Below are 19,949 nucleotides of genomic sequence, written 5' to 3'. Positions count from 1 at the left end.
AAACGGCCCCGGGATTGCCCGGGGCCGCTTCCGTTCCGAAGAACCGCTCAGTTCTTCGCGCTGTCGACCAGCTTGTTGTTGCCGATCCACGGCATCATCGCGCGCAGCTTCTCGCCGACCTGCTCGACGGGGTGGGCGGCTTCCTTGGCGCGGATCGCCTTGAAGCTGGCCTGGCTGGCCTTGTTCTCCAGCACCCAGTCGCGCACGAAGCGGCCTTCCTGGATGTCGGCCAGGACGCGCTTCATCTCGGCCTTGGTCTCGTCGGTGATGATCCGCGGGCCGGTCATGTAGTCGCCGTACTCGGCGGTGTTCGAGATCGAGTAGCGCATGTTGGCGAGGCCGCCTTCGTAGATCAGGTCCACGATCAGCTTCACTTCATGCAGGCACTCGAAATAGGCCATCTCCGGCGCGTAGCCGGCCTCGACCAGGGTCTCGTAGCCGGCCTTGATCAGGGCGCACATGCCGCCGCACAGCACGACCTGCTCGCCGAACAGGTCGGTCTCGACCTCTTCCTTGAAGCTGGTCTCGATGACGCCGGCGCGGCCGCCGCCGATCGCCGCGGCATAGGACAGGCCCAGGTCGAGCGCGCCGCCGGAGGGATCCTGGTGGACCGCGATCAGGCAGGGCACGCCGCCGCCCTTGGTGTACTCGGCGCGGACCAGGTGGCCGGGGCCCTTCGGCGCCACCATCAGCACGTCGAGGTCGGGGCGGGCCTCGATCAGCTTGAAGTGGATGTTCAGGCCATGCGCGAACATCAGGGCGGCGCCCTGCTTCATGTTGGCGGCCAGCTCGTCGGCCCAAAGATCGGCCTGCAGCTCGTCAGGCACCAGGACCATGACGACGTCGGCCCACTTGGCGGCCTCGGAGGGCGTCATCGCCTTCAGACCAGCGGCCTCGACCTTCTTGCGGGTGGGCGAGTTCTCGCGCAGGCCGACCACGACCTCGGCGACGCCGCTGTCCTTCAGGTTGTTGGAATGACCGAAGCCCTGGCTGCCGTAGCCGATCACGGCCACCTTCTTGGACTTGATCAGGTTGAGATCGGCGTCCCGATCGTAATAGACGCGCATGTTTCGCCCCTCCCGGCTCGACAAGTACAAAACAGAAAAGTTCAGGATCAGTCGCTGCGGTCGCTCTGCAGCATGCTGGCGCCACGGGCGATGGCGACCACCCCGGCCCGGCTCACCTCGGCCGGCTCCACCAGCGAGATGAAGCTGTCCACCTCGTCGGAGGTGCCGGTGAACTCGAACACGAAGGTGTCCGGGGTGCTGTCGACCAGCCGGGCATGCATGAAGTCGGCGATGCGCAAAGCGCCGATCAGCCGCTCGCGGTCGCCGCTGATCTTGATCAGCGCCAGCTCGCGCTCGACATGCGGACCCTCGACCGTCAGGTCCTGCACCTTGTGAACCGGCACCAGCCGGGCCAGCAGGTTCTGGATCTGCTCGATCACGAGCGGCGTGCCGGTCGTGACGATGTTGATGCGCGACAGGCCGCGCGCCTTGTCGACTTCGGCGACCGTCAGGCTCTCGATGTTGTAGCCTCGGCCGGAGAACAGGCCGATGACCCGGGCCAGCACGCCCGGTTCGTTGTCCACCAGCACCACGATCGTGTGGCGTTCTTCAGGGATCGACATCTGCGGGGGTATCCCCGTTACCTTGTATGTGCGGTGGCGGCCGGCACCCCGAGGGCGCCGGCCGCGGCGAGATCGAGCGACGCTCGGCTAGGCTCAGACGAGTACCATGCCGTCTTCGGAGCCTTTCACCGGACCCCAGTCGTCGTCCGGGGCCAGCTGGATCTCGTTATGGGCGGCACCGCCCGGGATCATCGGATAGACGTTCTCGGCCCGGTCGGTGATGCAGTCGACGATCACCGGCTTGTCGGTCTTCAGCATTTCCCGGATGACGTCGTCGAGGTCAGCGGGATCCGAGCAGCGCAGGCCGACCGCGCCGAACGCCTCGGCCAGCTTCACGAAGTCCGGCAGGCTGTCCATGTAGCTCTCGGCATGGCGATTGCCGTGGAAGAAGTCCTGCCACTGCCGGACCATGCCCATGTAGCTGTTGTTCAGGATGAACGACTTCACCGGCAGGCGGTACTGGATGGCGGTCGACATCTCCTGCATGTTCATCAGCCAGGAGGCGTCGCCGGACACGCAGACCACCAGCGAGTCCGGATGGGCGATCTGGGTGCCGATCGCCGCCGGGAAGCCGTAGCCCATGGTGCCAAGGCCGCCCGAGGTCATCCAGCGCAGGGGCTTCTCGAACTTGAAGTGCTGGGCCGCCCACATCTGGTGCTGGCCGACATCGGTGGTGATGTAGACGTCCTGGTCGCGGGTCAACTCGTAGAGGCGCTGGATCGCGTATTGCGGCTTGATGATCGACGAGCTGGCGCGGAAGCCCAGCGAGTTCTTGGCGCGCCACTCCTCGATCTGGCTCCACCAGCCGGCCGTGCGCTCGTTGCCCGACGGCTCGTTGTCGCGCCGGTTCCAGGCATCCAGCATGGCGCGCAGGGTCGGCAGCGCGTCGCCCACGATCGGCACGTCCACCGCGATGTTCTTGTTGATCGAGGACGGGTCGATGTCGACGTGGATCTTCTTGGAGTGCGGCGAGAACTTCGAGGTGATCCCGGTGATCCGGTCGTCGAAGCGGGCGCCGATGCAGACCATCACGTCGCAGTCGTGCATCGCCATGTTGGCTTCGTAGGTGCCGTGCATGCCGAGCATGCCGACGAACTGCTTGTCCGAGGCCGGATAGGCGCCGAGGCCCATCAGGGTCAGGGTGACCGGGTAGCCGGTCGCCTGGACCAGCCGGGTCAGCTCGGCGCAGGCTTCCACGCCGGAATTCACCACGCCGCCGCCGACATAGAAGATCGGCCGCTCGGCGCGCCGGAGCAGGTCCACCGCCTGCTCGATCCGGTCCATCGAGGGGTCGCGCACCTCCACCCGGCCGCGGATCCGCGATTCCGCCATGGAGCGATAGGGCGCCTGGCCCATCTGGATGTTCTTGGGCAGGTCGACCACCACGGGGCCCGGCCGGCCGGAGCGGGCGACGTGGAACGCCTCGTGGATGGCCGGGGCCAGCTCCTCGACGTCCTTCACCAGGTAGTTGTGCTTGGTGCAGGGCCGGGTGATGCCGACCGTGTCGGCCTCCTGGAAGGCGTCGTTGCCGATCATGTGGGTCGGCACCTGGCCGGTCAGGCAGACGATCGGCACCGAGTCCATGAGCGCGTCGGTCAGGCCGGTCACCGTGTTGGTGGCGCCGGGCCCGGAGGTCACCAGCACCACGCCGACCTTGCCGGTCGAGCGGGCATAGCCTTCGGCGGCGTGCACGGCGGCCTGCTCGTGGCGCACCAGCACGTGGCGGATCTTCCCCTGCTTGAAGATCGCGTCGTAGAGGGGAAGCACGGCCCCGCCGGGGTAGCCGAAAATGACCTCTACACCCTGCTCTACGAGGGCCGCGAGCACTACCTCGGCACCCGTCATCGGGCGCGAGGCGGCCGTTGCGGTCGCAAGCTTGGTGGTGTCGGTCATCGGTCGAACTCCGCCGGGCGTGAAATGGCCCGGGATGCGGTTTTCAGGGTGGCCCTTCGGGCAAAGCGTTAGCCCCGCCCTCTTTTTCAAAGGGCGCGGCAAGCTAGCTTCGTGACAGGGCAGCGTCAACGCGAGCGGGACGGGATTCCCGCCGTGGCGGCCAGGATTTGGTCCAGGACCGCCTCGCGGACGGCGGGATCGTCGCCGAAACCCGCGATTGGCTGAAGCTGGCTCAGCCGATGGCGCAAAAAGGTCACCTGACGCTTGGCATAGCGCCGGGTGGCGATCGCGGCGTCGGCCAGGGCGGTGTCGGCATCGGCCAAGCCGTCCAGGTGGCGGGCCAGTTCCGGCACCCCCACCGCCTTGAGCAGCGGCGACCGCTCGGTGCCCGGCCGTGCCCGGAAGCTCGCCAGCTCATCAAAGGCGCCGGCAGCGGCCATGGCGGCCAGCCGCCGCTCTATCCGGGCGACCAGGGCGGCCCTTGGCGGCACCAGCGCGATCCCCAGCGGTGCGAGCGGCCCGAGATCCGGGCGGACCCTTGGCTGGTCCTGCCAGAAAGAAAGGGAGCGGCCGGTGGAGCGGACCACCTCGAGGGCGCGCATCAGCCGCTGCGGATCGCTCGGGCGCAGCCGGGCAGCCATCTCCGGGTCCTCTCGGGCCAGCAGCGGATGGAGGTCGTCCGGCGGCAGCGCCCGGACCTCCTCCCGGATTTCTGGCCGGATCACCGGGACCGGGGCGATCCCGTGCAGCAGCGCGTCCAGGTAGAGGCCGGTGCCGCCCACCAGCACCAGGGGAACGTCGCGTTTCAGCAAAGGTTCGAGAAGGGCCAGCCAGCGCCCGGCCGAGCCCTGCTCCGCCGCGTCCCAGATCCCGTACAGGGCATGGGGCACCGCCGCCTCCTCGGCGGGGACGGGCCTGGCGGTCAGCACCGGCAGGTCGCGGTAGAGCTGCATCGAGTCGGCATTCACCACGATGCCGCCCAAAGCACTGGCCGCCGCCATCGCCAGCGCCGACTTGCCGCTCGCGGTCGGGCCGCCTATCACGATCACCGGCCGGTTCATATTGCAGTGCAGCATTCAGGGAGGGACTTCATGACCGTGGTCACGCTGGTGAGCGATCCGGAGGCGCTGGCCCTGGTTCCCGCCCTGGTGGCGGAGGCCGGGCGGGTGCTGCGCGCCGAGCCGCTCGTCCTGTCGGACCACGAGGCGGTGGCCTTCGAGGTGCCGGAAGTGACGCCGGAGATGCGCCGGGCGCTGGCCGACCTGGTGGGCGAGCGGCCGATCGACCTGGCGGTGACGCCGTCGGAGAACCGGCGCAAGCAGATCCTGCTCTGCGACATGGACAGCACGATCATCACCACCGAGTGCATCGACGAGCTGGCCGAGGTCGTGGGCATCCGGGCGGAGGTGGCGGAGATCACCCAGCGGACCATGAACGGCGAGCTGGACTTCGCGGCCTCGGTGACCGCCCGGGTCAAGCTCCTGGCCGGGCTGGAGGAGAGCGTGATCGACCGGCTGCTGGCCGAGCGGATCGAGCTGACGCCAGGGGCCGCCACGCTGGTGCGCACCATGCGCGAGAACGGTGCGCACACGGCGCTGGTCTCTGGCGGCTTCACCCGCTTCACCGCCCCGGTGGCGGCCAGGGCCGGGTTCGAGGAGCACCGCGCCAACGAGCTGGAGATCGTCGGCCAGCGCCTGACCGGGAGGCTCCTGCCCCCGCTCCTGGACGCCGACGCCAAGCTGCGGGCGCTGGACGAGTTCGTGGAGCGGTTCGACCTGAGCCATGCCGACGTGCTGGCCGCAGGGGATGGCGCCAACGACATCCCGATGATCCAGGCCGCCGGGCTGGGCGTCGGGTTCCGGCCGCATGCCAAGGTCGCCCAGGCGGCCCGGGTGGTGGTGCGGCACGGCGACTTGACCGCGCTGCTCTTCATCCAGGGCTACCCGAAAAGCGAGTTCCTGAGCTGAGGCCCCGCCGGCCGGGATGCTTCCCGGCCGGCGGGCCCAAGCCCAGGCGGCACGCCGCGATCAGCTGGCCAGGCGCAGCGCCACGAAGCGCAGGTCGCCCTGGCGCTCCACCATCAGCAGGATGTTCTTCTTGCCGGCCGAGCGCGCCTCCTCGACCTTGTCGAGCAGGGCCTGCGGGGTGTCGACCGGGTCCTGGCCGGCCTCGAGCACGATGTCGCCGGCCTGCAGGGCCTCCTCGGCGGCAGCGCTGTTCGGGGCGACCTCGGTGATCACCACGCCCTTGGTGGCTTCGTCGCCCAGCTGGTACTGGCCGCGGCTCTCCTCGGTGAGCTCCTGGACCTTCATGCCCAACGCATCCACCGACACCACCGCGTCCGGGCTGGCCTGGGGCTCGTCCTGGCCGGTGCTGGTCTCCTCGGCCTGGGCCTCGTCGTCCGGCAGCTCGCCCAGCGTGACCTTGACGGTCTGGCGCTCGCCCTTGCGCCAGATCAGGACCTCGACCTCCTTGTTGACCGCGGTCTCGGCCACGATGCGCGGGAGCGAGCGCATCTTGTCGATCTGCTTGTGGTCGAACTCCAGGATCACGTCGCCCGGCTGGATGCCGGCGGCCAGCGCCGGGCCGCCTTCCTGGGTGCTGGCGACCAGGGCGCCGCGGCCCTCCTCCAGGCCCAGCCCCTCGGCGATCTCCTGGGTGACGTTCTGGATGCGCACGCCCAGCCAGCCGCGCGCCACCCGGCCGGTGGTCTTCAGGCTCTCGATGATCGGCTTGGCGATGTTGGCCGGGATGGCGAAGCCGATGCCGACATTGCCGCCGGATGGCGAGAAGATCGCGGTGTTGATGCCCAGCACCGTGCCGTCCATGGCGAAGGACGGCCCGCCGGAATTACCGCGGTTGATCGCGGCGTCGACCTGGATGAAGTCGTCATAGGGGCCGGCATTGATGTCGCGGTTGCGCGCCGAGACCACCCCGGTGGTAACGGTGGAGCCCAGGCCGAACGGGTTGCCGATCGCCAGCATCCAGTCGCCCACCCGGATCTGGTCGCTGTCGCCCAGCTCCACGAACGGGAACGGCTCGTCGCGCTCGATCTTGAGCAGCGCCAGGTCGGTCTTGCTGTCGGTGCCGATCATCTCGGCGACATACTCGCTGTCGTCGTTCAGGATGACCTTGATCTCGTCGGAATCGGCGATGACGTGGTTGTTGGTCACCACGTAGCCGCTGGGATCCACGATGAAGCCGGAGCCCAAGGAGAAAGCGCGGCGCTGCTGCTGCGGCTGCTGCGGCCGGTCGGGCCGGTTCTGGTCGAAGAATTCCTTGAAGAACTCCTCGAACGGCGAGCCCGGCGGGAACTGCGGCATCGGCATCGCCTGCTGGTCGCGCGCCGCCACCTCCTTGCTGGTCGAGATGTTGACCACCGCGGGCGCGACCTTCTCGACCAGGGGCGCGAAGCTCGGCGGCGCGAAGTCCTGCCCAGGCGTCACCTTCTCGCCCAGGGGTTCCGCCTCCTGGGCCTGGAGCGGGCCGGCGGCGATGCTGCCGCCAAGAAGCAAGACGGCCAGCGCCGAAAGGATGCCCACGGGCTTCGGCGGAACCGGAGAAAGCTTTCGAACGATCATACCCAACATCCCGTTGGCACGGCCGTCGGCCTCCATGGCGCCCTCGCCGCAGGATGACCTCGCTGAACCGAGCAGAGTCTCGACCTCGACAATCTAGACCCTGGCCGATCCCAGGGCCAGAGCAGGGCGCGCAATCAGCTGCGGCCCGATCAACCGCGCAGCAACCAGACCACCACCACGCCGGTCACCGCGAAGGCCAGCCCGCCATAGCGCAGGGCACCTTCCTCGGTTTCGGCGGCGCGGGCGGCCAGCCGGCGCATGGCGGTCGGAAAGAGAGCCCAGACCACGCCCTCCACCACCAGCACCAGCGCCAGTGTCTGCCAAAAATTCATCATCGCTCGTCACCCTCACGAAGCGGGCGGGGGGCGAACCCCGCCCGCCTGCGGACCTCAGGGTTGTGCCTGGGGTTCGGGTGTCAGGGAGCCGACCGTGGCGCCGTCCTCGGCCTCGTCCGGCGCGGCCGAGCTGGTCTCGGCGGCGCCGCCCGGCGACGCCTCGCCGGCCGTCCGGTCGGGCGAGAGGTCCGGCTGCATGAAGTAGCGGAAGAACTCGCTGTCCGGCGAGATCACCAGGTTGGTCTTCCCGTCGGCCAGCGCCTGGCGATAGGCCTCCATCGACCGGTAGAACTGGTAGAAGTTCTGGTCCTGGCCATAGGCCTCGCCGAAGATCCGGGTGGCCTCGGCATCGCCCTGGCCGCGGAAGATGTCGGCCTGGCGCCGGGCGTCGGCGATCAGCACGCGCCGCTCGCGATCGGCGCGCGAGCGGATCCGCTGGCCGATCTCGGCGCCCTGCGCGCGCAGCTCGTTGGCCTCGCGCTGCCGCTCGGTCTGCATCCGCTGGTAGATCGCCTGGTTGTTCTGCTCCGGCAGGTCGGCGCGCTTGATGCGCAGGTCGACCAGCTCGACGCCGAACCCCTGCATCGACCGGTTGGTCTGGGTGCGGATGCGCTGCATCAGGTCGGTCCGCTCGGTGCTGAGCACCTGGATCAGCCCGACCTCGCCCAGAACGCCACGCAGGTTCGAGGACAGGATCGGCCCCAGCCGGCTGCGGAACGCCTCCTCGTCGCCCACCGACTGGCGGAAGCGGGTCGGAGAGGTGATCCGGTAGCGGGCGAACGCGTCCACCACGAGCCGCTTCTGGTCGCCCAGGATCAGCTCCACCGAGATCGCGTCGAAATCCAGCACACGCTTGTCGAAATAGGTCACGTTGTCGACGAACGGCACCTTGAAGTGCAGGCCGGCATCCCGGACCTCGCGGACCGGCTCACCGAACCGGACCACCAGGGCCTGCTGCGCCTCGTTGACCGTGAACAGGCTGGAATAAAGGCCGATCACGGCGACGGCCGCGACAGCTCCGGCGGCGGCGACGGCGCGGCTGGTCATTGGGTGCCTCCGGTCGACGGAATGCTGGGTACGGAGGTGGTGTCCTCGGCCGGGGCGGGCCGGCCGCTACCCCGCTGCAGCTCCGGAAGCGGCAGGTAGGGCACCACGCCCTGCCCCTCGCCACCCTGCTCGATCAGGACCTTGTCGGTGCCGTTCAGGACGTCCTCCATGGTTTCGATGTAGAGGCGCTGCAGGGTCACGTCGCGCGCCTTGGCATATTCCCCGAGCACCGACAGGAAGCGCTGGGCCTCGCCTTCGGCGCGGGCGACCTGCTCTTGCTGGTAGGCCTGGCCTTCCTGCAGGATCCGCTCGGCCTCGCCTCGGGCGCGCGGGATGATGTCGTTGGCGAAGGCTTCCGCCTCGTTCTGGGCGCGCTCGCGGTCGGCCTGGGCGCGCTGCACGTCGCGGAACGCGTCGATCACCTCCTGCGGCGGGTCGGCCTTCTGCAGCTGGACCTCGTCGATCACGATGCCGGCGCCGTACTCGTTCATCAGCGACTGGATCAGCTCGCGGCCGCGATCCTCGATCTGGCGGCGGCCCTCGGTGGTGACCTCCTGGATCGGGGTCTGGCCGACCAGCTCGCGCACCGCGCTCTCCGCCGCCGCCTTCACCGTCTCGGCCGGGTCGCGGATGTTGAACAGGAACTGGGCCGGGTCGCTGATCCGCCAGAACACCACGAAATTGATGTCGACGATGTTCTCGTCGCCGGTGAGCATCAGGGCCTCTTCAGGCACCTCGCGCGCGTTCACCCGGCTGCCCTGGGTGGTCGTGCCCGACGAGCGGAACCCGACCTCGACCCGGTTGACGCGGGTGACCTGCGGCTTGAGCACCCGGCCGACCGGCCAGGGCCAGTTGTAGTTCAGGCCGGAATCGGTGACGTCGCTCAGCCGGCCGAACACCAGCTCGACGCCCTTCTCTTCCGGCTGCACGAAGTAGAAGCCGCTGAGCAGCCAGGCGCCGAGCGCCAGGCCGGCCACCGCCGCGATCACGGTCTTGTTCGGAATCTTGCCGCCCGAGGAGGAACCGCCGCCCCCGGGAAAGAGTTGACGAACCCGTTCCTGGCTTTTGCGGATCAGCTCTTCCAAATCTGGCGGCTGCGAGCCGCCGCCGCCGCCCGGACGGGGTGCCCAGGGGCCACCGCCGCCCTGACCGCCGTTCCATCCGCCACCACCGTTGGGGTTCCAGGGCATCAAGCCTCACCTAGTCGGAGGGACCAAGGTCCCGGATCATCGTCGAAAAACCTCTCCTCGAGACCGGACAGACGCTGTCCGCCCTCCAAGTCGGGCCATGTGTCCGCTATATGTCCCCGACAACAGGCGGGTTCAACATGGCTGACTTGAGCAAGGAACAGGTTCTGGGCGCACTCGCCGGAGTGCAGCTGCCCGGCAGCGGTACGAACCTGGCGGAATCCGGGATCATCGGCGGCATCGTCATCAAGGGCGCCAATGTCGGCTTCTCCATGGAGATCGACCCGTCCCGCGCGGAAGCGATGGAGCCGGTGCGGCGCGCGGCCGAGGCCGCGGTGCGCGCCCTGCCCGGGGTGACCTCGGCCACCGCCGTGCTCACCGCCGAGCGCCGCGCCGGCGGAGCGCCCGCCCAGGATCACACCCACCGCGCCACTCGGCCGCAGGGCCAGCCGGCCCCGCAGGGGGTGCCGGGGGTGCGGAACATCATCGCGGTCGCCTCGGGCAAGGGGGGCGTGGGCAAGTCCACCACCGCCATCAACCTGGCCCTGGGCCTGGCCGCGATCGGCCAGCGGGTCGGCATCCTGGACGCCGACATCTACGGCCCCTCGATCCCGCGGATGGTGGGCGCCTCCGGCAAGCCCAGCACCCCGGACGGCAAGAAGCTCGACCCGATGCGCGCCTGGGGCATCCCCACCATGTCGATGGGCTACATGGTGGAGGAGGACACGCCGATGATCTGGCGCGGCCCCATGGTGCAGAGCGCCATCCAGCAGATGCTCACCGACGTGGCCTGGGGGGAGCTCGACGTGCTGGTGGTCGACCTGCCGCCCGGCACCGGCGACGCCCAGCTGACCATGGCGCAGAAGGTCCCGCTCACCGGGGCGGTGATCGTCAGCACGCCGCAGGACATCGCCCTGCTCGATGCGCGCAAGGCGATCCAGATGTTCCGCAAGGTCGACGTCCCGATCCTGGGGATCGTCGAGAACATGAGCTACTACTGCTGCCCGAACTGCGGGCACCGCGCCGACATCTTCGCCCATGGCGGCGCCAGGCAGTGCGCGGAGAGCTACGGCGTGCCGTTTTTGGGCGAGGTGCCGCTGGACATCCGGATCCGGGAGACCTCGGACGGCGGCGCGCCGATCGTGGCCTCCGACCCGGGCTCGCACCATGCCGAGGTGTACCGCTCGGTGGCGGCCGAGGTGCGCCGGCAGATGGACGCGATCACCGGCGCCGCCCGGCCGTTCCCGAAGATCGTCTGGCAGTAGCAGGCCGCCGGCGGCGCGGGACCTTCCCGTTCCCAGCAAACGGCATCATCTTCGTTTCCGGCCCCCGGATCCCAACGCAGGGACGACTGGATGAATTCCGCGATTGCCGCAGACATCGCGAAGATCGGCCGGCTGAGCGCGGTCCCGTCGATCCTGGAGATCGTGTCGGCGATGACCGGGCTGCGCTTTGCGGCCGTGGCCAGGGTCACCGACGACAGCTGGACCGCCTGTGCGGTCCTGGACAAGGTCGGCTTCGGCCTGAAGGTGGGGGGCGAGCTGGAGGTCACCACCACGCTCTGCCACGAGATCCGCTCGGCGCGCACGCCGATCGTGATCGAGCAGGTCAGCGACGACTCCCTCTACTGCGGCCACCACACGCCGCGGATCTACGGGTTCGAGAGCTACATCTCGGTGCCGATCATCCGTCGCAACGGCGAGATGTTCGGCACGATCTGCGCCCTGGACCCGCTGCCGGCCAGGCTGCGGGACGGCAAGATCCTGGAGATGGTCCAGCTCTACGCCGAGCTGATCGCGGCGCAGCTCGAGATCGAGGAGCAGCTGGCCGCCAGCCAGACCGCCCTGCAGAGCGAGGTCGAGACCGGCAACCTGCGCGAGCAGTTCATTGCCGTGCTCGGCCACGACCTGCGCAACCCGCTGTTCTCGATCATGTCCGGATTGCGCCTGCTGCAACGCCAGCCAGACCGGCCGGACCTGCCCGTCATCCTGCGGCAGATGGAGCAGAGCTGCCTGCGCATGTCCGGGCTGATCGACGACGTGCTGGACTTCGCCCGCGGCCGCCTGGGCGGCGGCATCCCGGTCGAGCCGCGCCGGGTCGACGACCTGGCGGCGGAACTCGCCCGGATCATCGCGGAACTGCGGAGCTCCCATCCCGAGCGGGACATCCAGGTGCAGATCGACCTGGCCGACAGCGTCCATTGCGACCCGCGCCGGATCGGGCAGCTGTTCTCCAACCTCTTGGCCAACGCGCTGACCCATGGCGACCCGGCGCTGCCGGTCACGGTGACGGCGCAGGGCGGGACCGGCGGCTTCACCCTGAGCGTGGCCAACCCGCGCCCGCTGATCGAGCCGGAACGGATGGCGCAGCTCTTCCAGCCCTACAGCCGGGGCAGCGCGGACGCAGCCCAGGCGGGGCTGGGCCTGGGCCTCTACATCGCCGCGGAGATCGCCCGCGCCCATGGCGGGGCAATCTCCGCCTCCTCCACCCCGGCCGGCGGCACGGTGTTCACCCTGACCCTGCCGCCCGTATGTTCCTGAAACGGCGAAGGGGCGGCGACCGACGGTCCCGCCCCTTCTCCTGGTTTCCCGATGCGCGACGGCTTCAGGCCGCGGCGAACGCCTCGGCGCGGGCGCGCGCGATCTCCACCGACTTCTCCAGCTTGGCGCGCTCGGCCTCGTCGGCCGAGGTCGCGACCTGGAGGTCCTCCTCGGCGTCCTGAAGGAGCTGGCGCGCCTGCTCGGGCGTCATCTCGCCCAGCACGTCGGCCGCCTCGGCCAGGACGATCACGCCCTTGGGGTTCGCTTCCGCGAACCCGCCGGCCACGAAGATCTTCTTGCCGGGGCGGTCGCCCTCGTAGGTGGTGATCAGGCCCGGACGCAGCAGGGCCATGATCGGGGCGTGGCCCTCCATGACGCCGAAGTCGCCTTCGGCGCCCGGAACGACGACCATGTCGACCGCCTCGCTGACGAGCACGCGCTCGGGCGAGACCAGATCGAACTGCAGCTTGTCGGCCAAAGCCGTTCCTCCCGTTGCCGGATCAGGCTTCCGCCATCTTCTTGGCCTTCTCCAGGGCCTCGTCGATCGAGCCCACCATGTAGAAGGCCGCCTCCGGGATGTGGTCGTAGTCGCCGGCCACGATGCCCTTGAAGCCCTTCACCGTGTCCTCGATCGGGACGAGCTTGCCGGGCGAACCGGTGAAGATCTCGGCCACGAAGAACGGCTGCGACAGGAAGCGCTGGATCTTGCGGGCGCGGGCCACGACCAGCTTGTCCTCCTCGGACAGCTCGTCCATGCCCAGGATCGCGATGATGTCCTGCAGGCCCTTGTAGCGCTGCAGCGTCGACTGCACCGAGCGGGCGACGTCGTAGTGCTCCTGGCCGACCACGCTCGGATCCAGGATCCGCGAGGTCGAGTCCAGCGGGTCCACCGCCGGATAGATGCCCTGCTCGGCGATCTGCCGGCTGAGCACCGTGGTGGCGTCCAGATGGGCGAAGGTCGTGGCAGGCGCCGGGTCGGTCAGATCGTCGGCGGGCACGTACACGGCCTGCACCGAGGTGATCGAGCCCTTCTTGGTCGAGGTGATCCGCTCCTGCATGGCGCCCATGTCGGTGCCGAGCGTCGGCTGGTAGCCCACCGCCGAGGGGATGCGGCCCAGGAGCGCCGACACTTCCGAGCCGGCCTGGGTGAAGCGGAAGATGTTGTCGACGAAGAACAGGACGTCCTGGCCCTCCTGGTCGCGGAAATACTCCGCCAGGGTCAGGCCGGACAGGGCGACGCGGGCACGCGCACCCGGCGGCTCGTTCATCTGGCCGTAGACCAGCGCCACCTTGGACTTGCTCTGGTCGTCCAGGTCGATGACGCCCGATTCCATCATCTCGTGATAAAGGTCGTTGCCCTCGCGGGTCCGCTCGCCGACGCCGGCGAACACCGACACGCCGCCATGCGCCTTCGCGATGTTGTTGATCAGCTCCATGATCAGCACGGTCTTGCCGACGCCGGCACCGCCGAACAGGCCGATCTTGCCGCCCTTCGGGTAGGGGGTCAGCAGGTCGACGACCTTGATGCCGGTGACCAGCACCTCGGACTCGGTGGCCTGGTCGACGAACAGCGGCGCCGGGGCATGGATCGGCGCGGTCAGCGAGTTGTTCAGCGGGCCGCGCTCGTCCACGGGCTCGCCGATCACGTTCAGGATGCGGCCGAGCGTCTCGCGGCCGACCGGCATCGAGATCGGGGCGCCGGTGTTGACCACCTCGGCGCCGCGGGCCAGGCCCTCGGTGGCGTCCATGGCGATGCAGCGGACGGTGTTCTCGCCCAGGTGCTGCGCCACCTCGAGCACCAGGGTCTTGCCCTGGTTCTCCAGATGCAGCGCGGTCAGGATCTCGGGCAGGTTGCCGCCCTCGAACCGGCAGTCGACGACCGCCCCCATGACCTGGACTACCCGGCCGGTGGCGATGTTTTCTTTGGTCATGTCGCTCATGTGACTGGTCCCCTCCGACTCACACCGCCTCGGCGCCGGAAATAATCTCGATCAGTTCTTTGGTGATCTGGGCCTGACGCGTCCGGTTGTAGATCAGCGTCAGCCGCTTGATCATGTCACCCGCGTTGCGGGTGGCACTGTCCATCGCCGCCATCCGGGCGCCCTGCTCGGACGCCGCGTTCTCCACCAGGGCCCGGTAGACCTGGACGCCGAGGTTGCGCGGCAGGAGTTCGGTCAGGATCTGCTCTTCGCCCGGCTCGAACTCGTACGGAGCGCCCAGCTCCTCGTCCTCGGTCCGGGTGACCTGCGGGATCTCGGCCGGCACGAGCTGCTGGAAGGTCAGCTCGTTGCGGATCGCGGAGACGAACTTGTTGAAGACGATCTCGCAGACGTCGAACTCGCCCGCCCCGAACATGTCCAGGATGCGCTCGGCGACGGCATGAGCGTCCGCGAACTCCATGCGCTTCTTGCCGGCGACACCCTCGTAGGTGTGCAGGATCAGGTTGCCGTAGTCGCGGCGCAGCGCGTCGCGACCCTTGCGGCCCACGCAGATGATCCGGACGTCCTTGCCCTGGCCCTGCAGCTCCTGGATGCGGCGGCGTGCGCCGCGCGCGATGGAGCTGTTGAAGCCGCCGCACAGGCCACGATCCGCGGTCGCGACGATGAGCAGGTACTTCTGGTCCTCGCCGGTGCCGCCCAGCAGCGGCGGCGCATCGGGCTGCCCCGCCACGCCGACCGCCAGATTGCTCAGCATCTGGGCCATCCGGGTGGCGTAGGGCCGCGAGGCCTCCGCCTGTTCCTGGGCACGCTTCAGCTTGCTGGCCGCGACCAGCTTCATGGCGCTCGTGATCTTGCGCGTCTGCTTGACGCTCGAGATCCGTGCGCGTTGGTCCTTGAGACTTGGCATCGTTCAGCGACCTTTGCGAATCAGGCGAAGGTCTTGCCGAACTCTTCGAGCAGAGCCTTGAGCTTGGCTTCGGTCTCGGAGGTCAGGTCCTTCGTGTCGCGGATCGAGACCAGGATCTCGTTGCCGCGACCGCGCAGCACGCCCAGCAGTTCCTGCTCGTAGCGGGCGACGTCGGACACCTTGACCTTGTCGAGGTAGCCGTTGACGCCGGCATAGATGACCGCGACCTGCTCCTCGTTCACCATCGGCTGGTACTGACCCTGCTTGAGCAGCTCGGTCAGGCGGGCGCCGCGGTTGAGCAGGCGCTGGGTCGAGGCGTCCAGGTCGGAGGCGAACTGCGCGAACGCAGCCATCTCGCGGTACTGGGCCAGCTCCAGCTTGATCTTGCCGGCGACCTTCTTCATCGCCTTGGTCTGCGCGGCGGAGCCCACGCGGCTCACCGACAGGCCGACGTTCACCGCCGGGCGGATGCCCTGGTAGAACAGGTCGGTTTCCAGGAAGATCTGGCCGTCGGTGATCGAGATCACGTTGGTCGGGATGTAGGCGGACACGTCGTTCGCCTGGGTCTCGACGATCGGCAGCGCGGTGAGCGAGCCGAGGCCGCTGCTCTCGCCGAGCTTCGCGGCGCGCTCCAAGAGGCGCGAGTGCAGGTAGAACACGTCGCCCGGGTACGCCTCGCGGCCCGGCGGGCGGCGCAGCAGGAGCGACATCTGGCGATAGGCGGTCGCCTGCTTGGACAGGTCGTCGTACACGATCACGGCATGCATGCCGTTGTCGCGGAAGTACTCGCCCATGGTGCAGCCGGTGTACGGCGCCAGGAACTGCATCGGCGCCGGCTCGGACGCGGTGGCGGCCACCACGATCGAGTATTCCATGGCGCCGTAGTCGGTCAGGGTCTTGACCAGCTTCGCGACGGTGGAGCGCTTCTGGCCGACCGCGACATAGATGCAGAACAGCTTCTTGCTGTCGTCGTCGCCAGCGGCCTCGTTGGTGGCCCTCTGGTTGATGAAGGCGTCGATCGCCACCGCCGACTTGCCGGTCTGGCGGTCGCCGATGATCAGCTCGCGCTGGCCGCGGCCGATCGGGATCAGCGCGTCCACGGCCTTCAGGCCGGTCTGCATCGGCTCGTGCACGCCCTTGCGCGGGATGATGCCCGGCGCCTTCACCTCGACCAGGCGACGCTCGGTCGTCTGGATCGGGCCCTTGCCGTCGATCGGGTTGCCCAGGCCGTCGACCACGCGGCCGAGCAGGCCCTTGCCGACCGGGACGTCCACGATGGCGTTGGTGCGCTTGACGACGTCGCCCTCGCGGATCGCGCTGTCGCTGCCGAAGATCACGACGCCGACATTGTCCTCCTCGAGGTTCAGCGCCATGCCCTTGGTGCCGTCGGCGAACTCGACCATCTCGCCGGCCTGCACGTCGTCCAGGCCATGAACGCGGGCGATGCCGTCACCGACCGACAGGACCTGGCCGACCTCGGAGGTCTCTGCCTCGGCCCCGAAGTTCGCGATCTGGTCCTTCAGGATCGCCGAAATCTCAGCGGCACGGATATCCATCAGCCCAACCCTCTCATCGCGACGTCAAGTTGCTGAAGCTTCCGCTTCAAGGATGCGTCCACCTGGACCGAACCTACGGTGACCACCAGCCCGCCGATCAGCGAGGGGTCGACCTTGGTGTCCAGCAGGACCTTCTTGCCGGTGTGCGCAGTGACCGCGTCCTGCAGCGCAGCGACCTGCTTCTTGTCGAGCTCCTTGGCGGAGACCACCTCGGCGGTCACCTCGCCACGCTGCTCGGCCAGCCGGGCGCGGAACGAGTCCACGATCGACGGCAGCGCGTAGAGCCGGCGCTTGGCGGCGAGGACCCCCAGGAACTTCCGGGTGGTCTCGCTCAAGTCCAACTTGGCGGCTACCGACGAGATCGCACTGGCGTGCTGCTCGCGGGTGACGACCGGGCTCGCGAGCAGGCGCGCGAGTTCCGAATTTTCGGCGATCGTCCGGTCGAGCTTGTCCAGGTCGGTAGCGACCTGATCCAAGGCGCCCTGTTCGGTCGCCAGCTCGAACATCGCCTGCGCATAGCGCGCAGCCAATCCCGAACTCGTGGCTGTTCTGGCAGACAAACGGAACCCCGTCTTCGGCTACGGGCGGCACGCGTATAGCGTCGGCATCACACCGCCCGACTTTCGGCGGTGCGGCGGATAACACGACCCTGTGAGCCCTGCAAGCGAACGACGCCGTCGCCAGGGCTCCGGTCTTGGACTTTTCGCGCGGGAAAACCCTGCAAGCACGGCGGCTTGGCTCCCAAAAGCCACAAGAGGCGGGTTCGGAAACCGCCCGGGTGTGACCGGAGGTCCCAACCGCGTGGCTCAGAAGACCCACCGGTCGGCCGCCCCGTAATGGGCGTCGCTGCGCCGGCCGCGCGGCAGGCTGAGGCCGATCACCAGCAGGCCACACGCCACCTCGTTGGCCGCCGCGGCGGCGCCGACCCCGTCCAGCAGCCAGGGCACCGCGACCAGCCAGGCGCCGAGGACCAGGTTCAGGAAGCGCAGCGGCCGGACCACCTCGGCCATGGCGCATACCGCCACGGTGATGATCATGGCGCCCACCAGATGGTCGCTGTCCGCGAGCAGCCCCTCGGCGCCGAACACCAGCCGGCTGAACATCAGCCAGGCGCCGACCGCGCAGCTGGCCGCGAGCGTCCAGGGCAGGGTGACGCCGCGCACCGAATCCAGCGCCTGCCGGCCGAGCGGCCGGTCGAAGCCGACGCCCTTCTCGACGGCGCCGCCGATGTCCGGGCCGCCCTGGAAGAAGGTGCGCCAGAACGGCCTGCCGGCGCGGCGGCTGCGCAGCATGTACTGGGTCATCGCCACCACCTCGTCCAGGGTCAGCGGGATCATCGCCAGCATGGCGGCGGCGGCGACCAGGCAGAGGGTGCAGTAGGTGCCGATCATGATCGGCTGGATGACGATGAAGAAGATCGACACCCCGCCCAGCGGCACCACCAGGATGAAGAAGAAGGTCACCATCCAGGGCATGGTCCGCCAGCGCTTGGACGAGCCCATGGCGCCCATCAGCGCCTCGATCAGGTAGCTGCTGGCGCCGAGCCCGCCATCGGCGATTGGCCAGGCGCGGGAGACGTCGGAGGTGACGATGTGCTCCGAGCCGTTGCGGCCCCCGACGCCGGCAAAGAACGGCTCGACGATGTGGTCGGTGTAGCCCAGCTGGTAGGCGGCCAGCTGGCGGGCGATCAGGAAGCCGAAGAAGCCCAGCGCGATGATCGGCAGGCGCTGCACCCAGGACGAGGGCGAGTAGGACCAGCCGGGCGGCACGTCGTTCTCGTCCATCATGCCCTCATGGCTCATCCCGGGCATCATCGGGACCAGCACCGACAGGGCGATGGCGAACGCGCCGACGATCATGTCGTTGGCATAGGCAGCACCGCTGGGCGACCAGACCAGCAGCGGGGCGAACAGCAGCCACAGGCCGACGCCGGTGGTGCCCCAGGGCGCCCAGGCAAAGCGCCGGGTGAGCGACATCGCCCCGAACGTCATCAGGAGCAGGCCGGCGAGCACGTCGCTCCAGCCGTTCAGCGCGGCGCGGGTGGCGACGTCCCAAAGCCCGCGCTCGGCGGTGACGTCGCGCACCGGCTGGAAGCCGGCCGGATCGAACAGGCCGAACTGGAAGGGGCTGGTGAGCAGCCAGGCGCCCAGACCGATTACGGTGAAGTGGCACCACATCAGCCGGCTCGCCATGGCCTCCATCTTGGCCATGTGCTGCTGGTGGTGCTCGTGGTCCATGCCGCCCTGATCCCCCTCCTCCTTCGGCGCGGTGCCGGCCACCGCATGGGCGTTCAGGCGGTTGGCGCGATACCAGGCCGGCGGATCGGCCTTCAGGCCTGCGATCATCGCCGGCAGCATGTCGCGCAGGCGGTGACGGGGCTCCCAGCCCAGCAGGTCGCGCGCCCGGCCGATGTCCAGCCGGTAATGGTCGTCGGCCATCTCGACCATGTAGGGCCGGATGAACGGGTCGTCGTCCAGGATTTCGGCCTGGACCCAGGAGCCGGCCTTGGCGAGCGGCTTGGGCACCTGCCAGGTCTGCCAGGCGTCGCCGTGGACCAGGCGGCCAATCTCCTCCTGCAGCTCGCCGAACGGCATCACGTCCGGCTCGCCCAGCAGCAGCGGCAGTTCGGGCGGCAGCGCGGCGCGACGCTCGACCAGCCGGGCCACGGCCTCGGCCAGGTCGTCCCGGTGCAGGAAGGACTGGCCGGTGGCGAGGTCGCCCGGATAGACGCGGCCCTCCAGGCGGCGCTCGTAGATCCTTGCGATCTGGTGGGCCAGGAACGGGTTGTGGCCGCCATCGTCGTAGATGCCGGCCGGGCGGAGATTGACCACCTTCCGCTCGCCGTGCCGCTCGTGGATCAGCCGCTCTGTCTCGACCTTGGAGGCGCGGTAGGGAAATTTCGGGTCGAGCGGGGTGGTCTCGTCCACCGTCTCGCCGGGCTGGCCGGCCCGGTGCACCAGCATGGTGCTGGCGAACACGAACTGATCGACCTCGTAGGGCTCCAGGGCATCCAGCAGGCGCCGTGTGCCCTCGACGGTGATCTCCCGGTATTTCGGGTTGGGCTTGCCGGTCTCGTCGAAGAACGCCGCCAGGTGGATCACCGAGGCGATCCGGGGCCCGTGCCGCCCGGCGACCCTGGCCAGCGCCTCGTCCAGGCTGTCCTTGGCGGTGAGGTCGATCTTCTCGAACTCGACGCCGGGCGCCGCACCTTCCGGCGGGTGCCGGTCCAGGACCACGACCCGGTAGCGCGGTTCCAGCCGGGCGACGATGCCGCTGCCGACGAAGCCGCTGCCGCCGGTGATCAGGACCACCTCGTTGTTCATAACGTTTCCT

General features: G+C 68.9%; 17 protein-coding genes. 3 read left to right on the top strand and 14 right to left on the bottom strand.

What is annotated here, in order from left to right; genetic code table 11:
- Positions 1-47: 47 nt before the first annotated feature.
- The 4 genes from ilvC to miaA form a co-directional block, all read right to left on the bottom strand.
- Positions 48-1,067: a ketol-acid reductoisomerase gene (ilvC, locus tag GEMRO_RS0111320; RefSeq protein ID WP_027134073.1), complete on the bottom strand. Its 1,020-nt coding sequence runs from the start codon at positions 1,065-1,067 to the stop codon at positions 48-50.
- A 47-nt stretch (positions 1,068-1,114) separates the two neighbouring features.
- Positions 1,115-1,630 carry an acetolactate synthase small subunit gene (ilvN, locus tag GEMRO_RS0111315; protein WP_027134072.1) on the bottom strand — a complete coding sequence of 172 codons (516 nt, stop codon included), beginning with the start codon at positions 1,628-1,630 and terminating at the stop codon, positions 1,115-1,117.
- A 93-nt stretch (positions 1,631-1,723) separates the two neighbouring features.
- A complete protein-coding gene (locus tag GEMRO_RS0111310; protein ID WP_051328962.1) occupies positions 1,724-3,523 on the bottom strand; it encodes an acetolactate synthase 3 large subunit in 1,800 nt (599 codons plus the stop codon).
- A 125-nt stretch (positions 3,524-3,648) separates the two neighbouring features.
- Entirely contained in the window at positions 3,649-4,599 is a 951-nt protein-coding gene (miaA, locus tag GEMRO_RS29120; RefSeq protein ID WP_157505547.1) for a tRNA (adenosine(37)-N6)-dimethylallyltransferase MiaA, read from the bottom strand.
- Between the two features lie 15 nt (positions 4,600-4,614).
- Between miaA and serB the strand changes: the two genes are divergently transcribed.
- Positions 4,615-5,490, top strand: a complete 876-nt coding sequence (gene serB, locus GEMRO_RS0111300) for a phosphoserine phosphatase SerB (RefSeq protein ID WP_027134070.1) — start codon at positions 4,615-4,617, stop codon at positions 5,488-5,490.
- A gap of 60 nt (positions 5,491-5,550) precedes the next feature.
- Here the strand turns inward: serB and GEMRO_RS0111295 are convergent, their stop codons facing one another.
- From GEMRO_RS0111295 to hflK, 4 genes are all read right to left on the bottom strand, one after another.
- Positions 5,551-7,104 carry a DegQ family serine endoprotease gene (locus tag GEMRO_RS0111295; protein ID WP_027134069.1) on the bottom strand — a complete coding sequence of 518 codons (1,554 nt, stop codon included), beginning with the start codon at positions 7,102-7,104 and terminating at the stop codon, positions 5,551-5,553.
- A gap of 149 nt (positions 7,105-7,253) precedes the next feature.
- On the bottom strand, positions 7,254-7,439 hold the full coding sequence (locus GEMRO_RS0111290; RefSeq protein ID WP_027134068.1) for a DUF2065 domain-containing protein: 186 nt from the start codon (positions 7,437-7,439) through the stop codon (positions 7,254-7,256).
- A gap of 54 nt (positions 7,440-7,493) precedes the next feature.
- Complete coding sequence (gene hflC / locus GEMRO_RS29115; RefSeq protein ID WP_084506830.1) at positions 7,494-8,486, bottom strand: protease modulator HflC; 993 nt, start codon at positions 8,484-8,486, stop codon at positions 7,494-7,496.
- The gene (gene hflK / locus GEMRO_RS29110; protein ID WP_051329595.1) at positions 8,483-9,676 is read right to left on the bottom strand and encodes an FtsH protease activity modulator HflK; all 1,194 of its coding nucleotides are present in this window, start codon (positions 9,674-9,676) and stop codon (positions 8,483-8,485) included. Before hflK ends, hflC begins: the two co-directional genes overlap by 4 nt.
- A gap of 137 nt (positions 9,677-9,813) precedes the next feature.
- On the opposite strand from hflK, the gene apbC reads away from it, so the two are divergent.
- Entirely contained in the window at positions 9,814-10,938 is a 1,125-nt protein-coding gene (gene apbC / locus GEMRO_RS0111275; RefSeq protein WP_027134067.1) for an iron-sulfur cluster carrier protein ApbC, read from the top strand.
- Positions 10,939-11,028: 90 nt separating this feature from the next.
- On the top strand, positions 11,029-12,213 hold the full coding sequence (locus GEMRO_RS0111270) for a GAF domain-containing sensor histidine kinase (protein WP_027134066.1): 1,185 nt from the start codon (positions 11,029-11,031) through the stop codon (positions 12,211-12,213).
- A 64-nt stretch (positions 12,214-12,277) separates the two neighbouring features.
- Here the strand turns inward: GEMRO_RS0111270 and atpC are convergent, their stop codons facing one another.
- The 6 genes from atpC to GEMRO_RS0111240 form a co-directional block, all read right to left on the bottom strand.
- Complete coding sequence (atpC, locus tag GEMRO_RS0111265; protein ID WP_027134065.1) at positions 12,278-12,691, bottom strand: ATP synthase F1 subunit epsilon; 414 nt, start codon at positions 12,689-12,691, stop codon at positions 12,278-12,280.
- 22 nt (positions 12,692-12,713) lie between these two features.
- On the bottom strand, positions 12,714-14,144 hold the full coding sequence (gene atpD, locus GEMRO_RS0111260; protein ID WP_027134064.1) for a F0F1 ATP synthase subunit beta: 1,431 nt from the start codon (positions 14,142-14,144) through the stop codon (positions 12,714-12,716).
- Positions 14,145-14,172: 28 nt separating this feature from the next.
- The gene (locus GEMRO_RS0111255) at positions 14,173-15,060 is read right to left on the bottom strand and encodes a F0F1 ATP synthase subunit gamma (protein ID WP_027134063.1); all 888 of its coding nucleotides are present in this window, start codon (positions 15,058-15,060) and stop codon (positions 14,173-14,175) included.
- Between the two features lie 20 nt (positions 15,061-15,080).
- A complete protein-coding gene (gene atpA, locus GEMRO_RS0111250) occupies positions 15,081-16,616 on the bottom strand; it encodes a F0F1 ATP synthase subunit alpha (RefSeq protein ID WP_027134062.1) in 1,536 nt (511 codons plus the stop codon).
- Positions 16,616-17,176: a F0F1 ATP synthase subunit delta gene (locus GEMRO_RS0111245; protein WP_027134061.1), complete on the bottom strand. Its 561-nt coding sequence runs from the start codon at positions 17,174-17,176 to the stop codon at positions 16,616-16,618. The genes atpA and GEMRO_RS0111245 overlap by 1 nt, the downstream gene beginning before the upstream one ends.
- Positions 17,177-17,422: 246 nt before the next feature.
- Complete coding sequence (locus tag GEMRO_RS0111240) at positions 17,423-19,939, bottom strand: NAD-dependent epimerase/dehydratase family protein (protein ID WP_027134060.1); 2,517 nt, start codon at positions 19,937-19,939, stop codon at positions 17,423-17,425.
- Positions 19,940-19,949 lie beyond the last annotated feature (10 nt).

The organism is Geminicoccus roseus DSM 18922 (genome assembly GCF_000427665.1).
GTDB lineage: Bacteria > Pseudomonadota > Alphaproteobacteria > Geminicoccales > Geminicoccaceae > Geminicoccus > Geminicoccus roseus.
Note: the sequence above shows the minus strand (reverse complement) of the source record. Positions and strands in the feature narration are given on the sequence as shown.

Excerpts from the sequence above, each read along its gene's own strand:
- GEMRO_RS0111240 (WP_027134060.1), bottom strand. The coding sequence starts at position 19,939 with ATGAACAACGAGGTGGTCCTGATCACCGGCGGCAGCGGCTTCGTCGGC.
- GEMRO_RS0111290 (WP_027134068.1), bottom strand. The coding sequence starts at position 7,439 with ATGATGAATTTTTGGCAGACACTGGCGCTGGTGCTGGTGGTGGAGGGC.
- miaA (WP_157505547.1), bottom strand. The coding sequence starts at position 4,599 with ATGCTGCACTGCAATATGAACCGGCCGGTGATCGTGATAGGCGGCCCG.
- atpA (WP_027134062.1), bottom strand. The coding sequence starts at position 16,616 with ATGGATATCCGTGCCGCTGAGATTTCGGCGATCCTGAAGGACCAGATC.
- ilvC (WP_027134073.1), bottom strand. The coding sequence starts at position 1,067 with ATGCGCGTCTATTACGATCGGGACGCCGATCTCAACCTGATCAAGTCC.
- atpD (WP_027134064.1), bottom strand. The coding sequence starts at position 14,144 with ATGACCAAAGAAAACATCGCCACCGGCCGGGTAGTCCAGGTCATGGGG.
- serB (WP_027134070.1), top strand. The coding sequence starts at position 4,615 with ATGACCGTGGTCACGCTGGTGAGCGATCCGGAGGCGCTGGCCCTGGTT.
- GEMRO_RS0111310 (WP_051328962.1), bottom strand. The coding sequence starts at position 3,523 with ATGACCGACACCACCAAGCTTGCGACCGCAACGGCCGCCTCGCGCCCG.
- hflK (WP_051329595.1), bottom strand. The coding sequence starts at position 9,676 with ATGCCCTGGAACCCCAACGGTGGTGGCGGATGGAACGGCGGTCAGGGC.
- GEMRO_RS0111270 (WP_027134066.1), top strand. The coding sequence starts at position 11,029 with ATGAATTCCGCGATTGCCGCAGACATCGCGAAGATCGGCCGGCTGAGC.
- GEMRO_RS0111255 (WP_027134063.1), bottom strand. The coding sequence starts at position 15,060 with ATGCCAAGTCTCAAGGACCAACGCGCACGGATCTCGAGCGTCAAGCAG.
- ilvN (WP_027134072.1), bottom strand. The coding sequence starts at position 1,630 with ATGTCGATCCCTGAAGAACGCCACACGATCGTGGTGCTGGTGGACAAC.
- GEMRO_RS0111295 (WP_027134069.1), bottom strand. The coding sequence starts at position 7,104 with ATGATCGTTCGAAAGCTTTCTCCGGTTCCGCCGAAGCCCGTGGGCATC.
- apbC (WP_027134067.1), top strand. The coding sequence starts at position 9,814 with ATGGCTGACTTGAGCAAGGAACAGGTTCTGGGCGCACTCGCCGGAGTG.
- hflC (WP_084506830.1), bottom strand. The coding sequence starts at position 8,486 with ATGACCAGCCGCGCCGTCGCCGCCGCCGGAGCTGTCGCGGCCGTCGCC.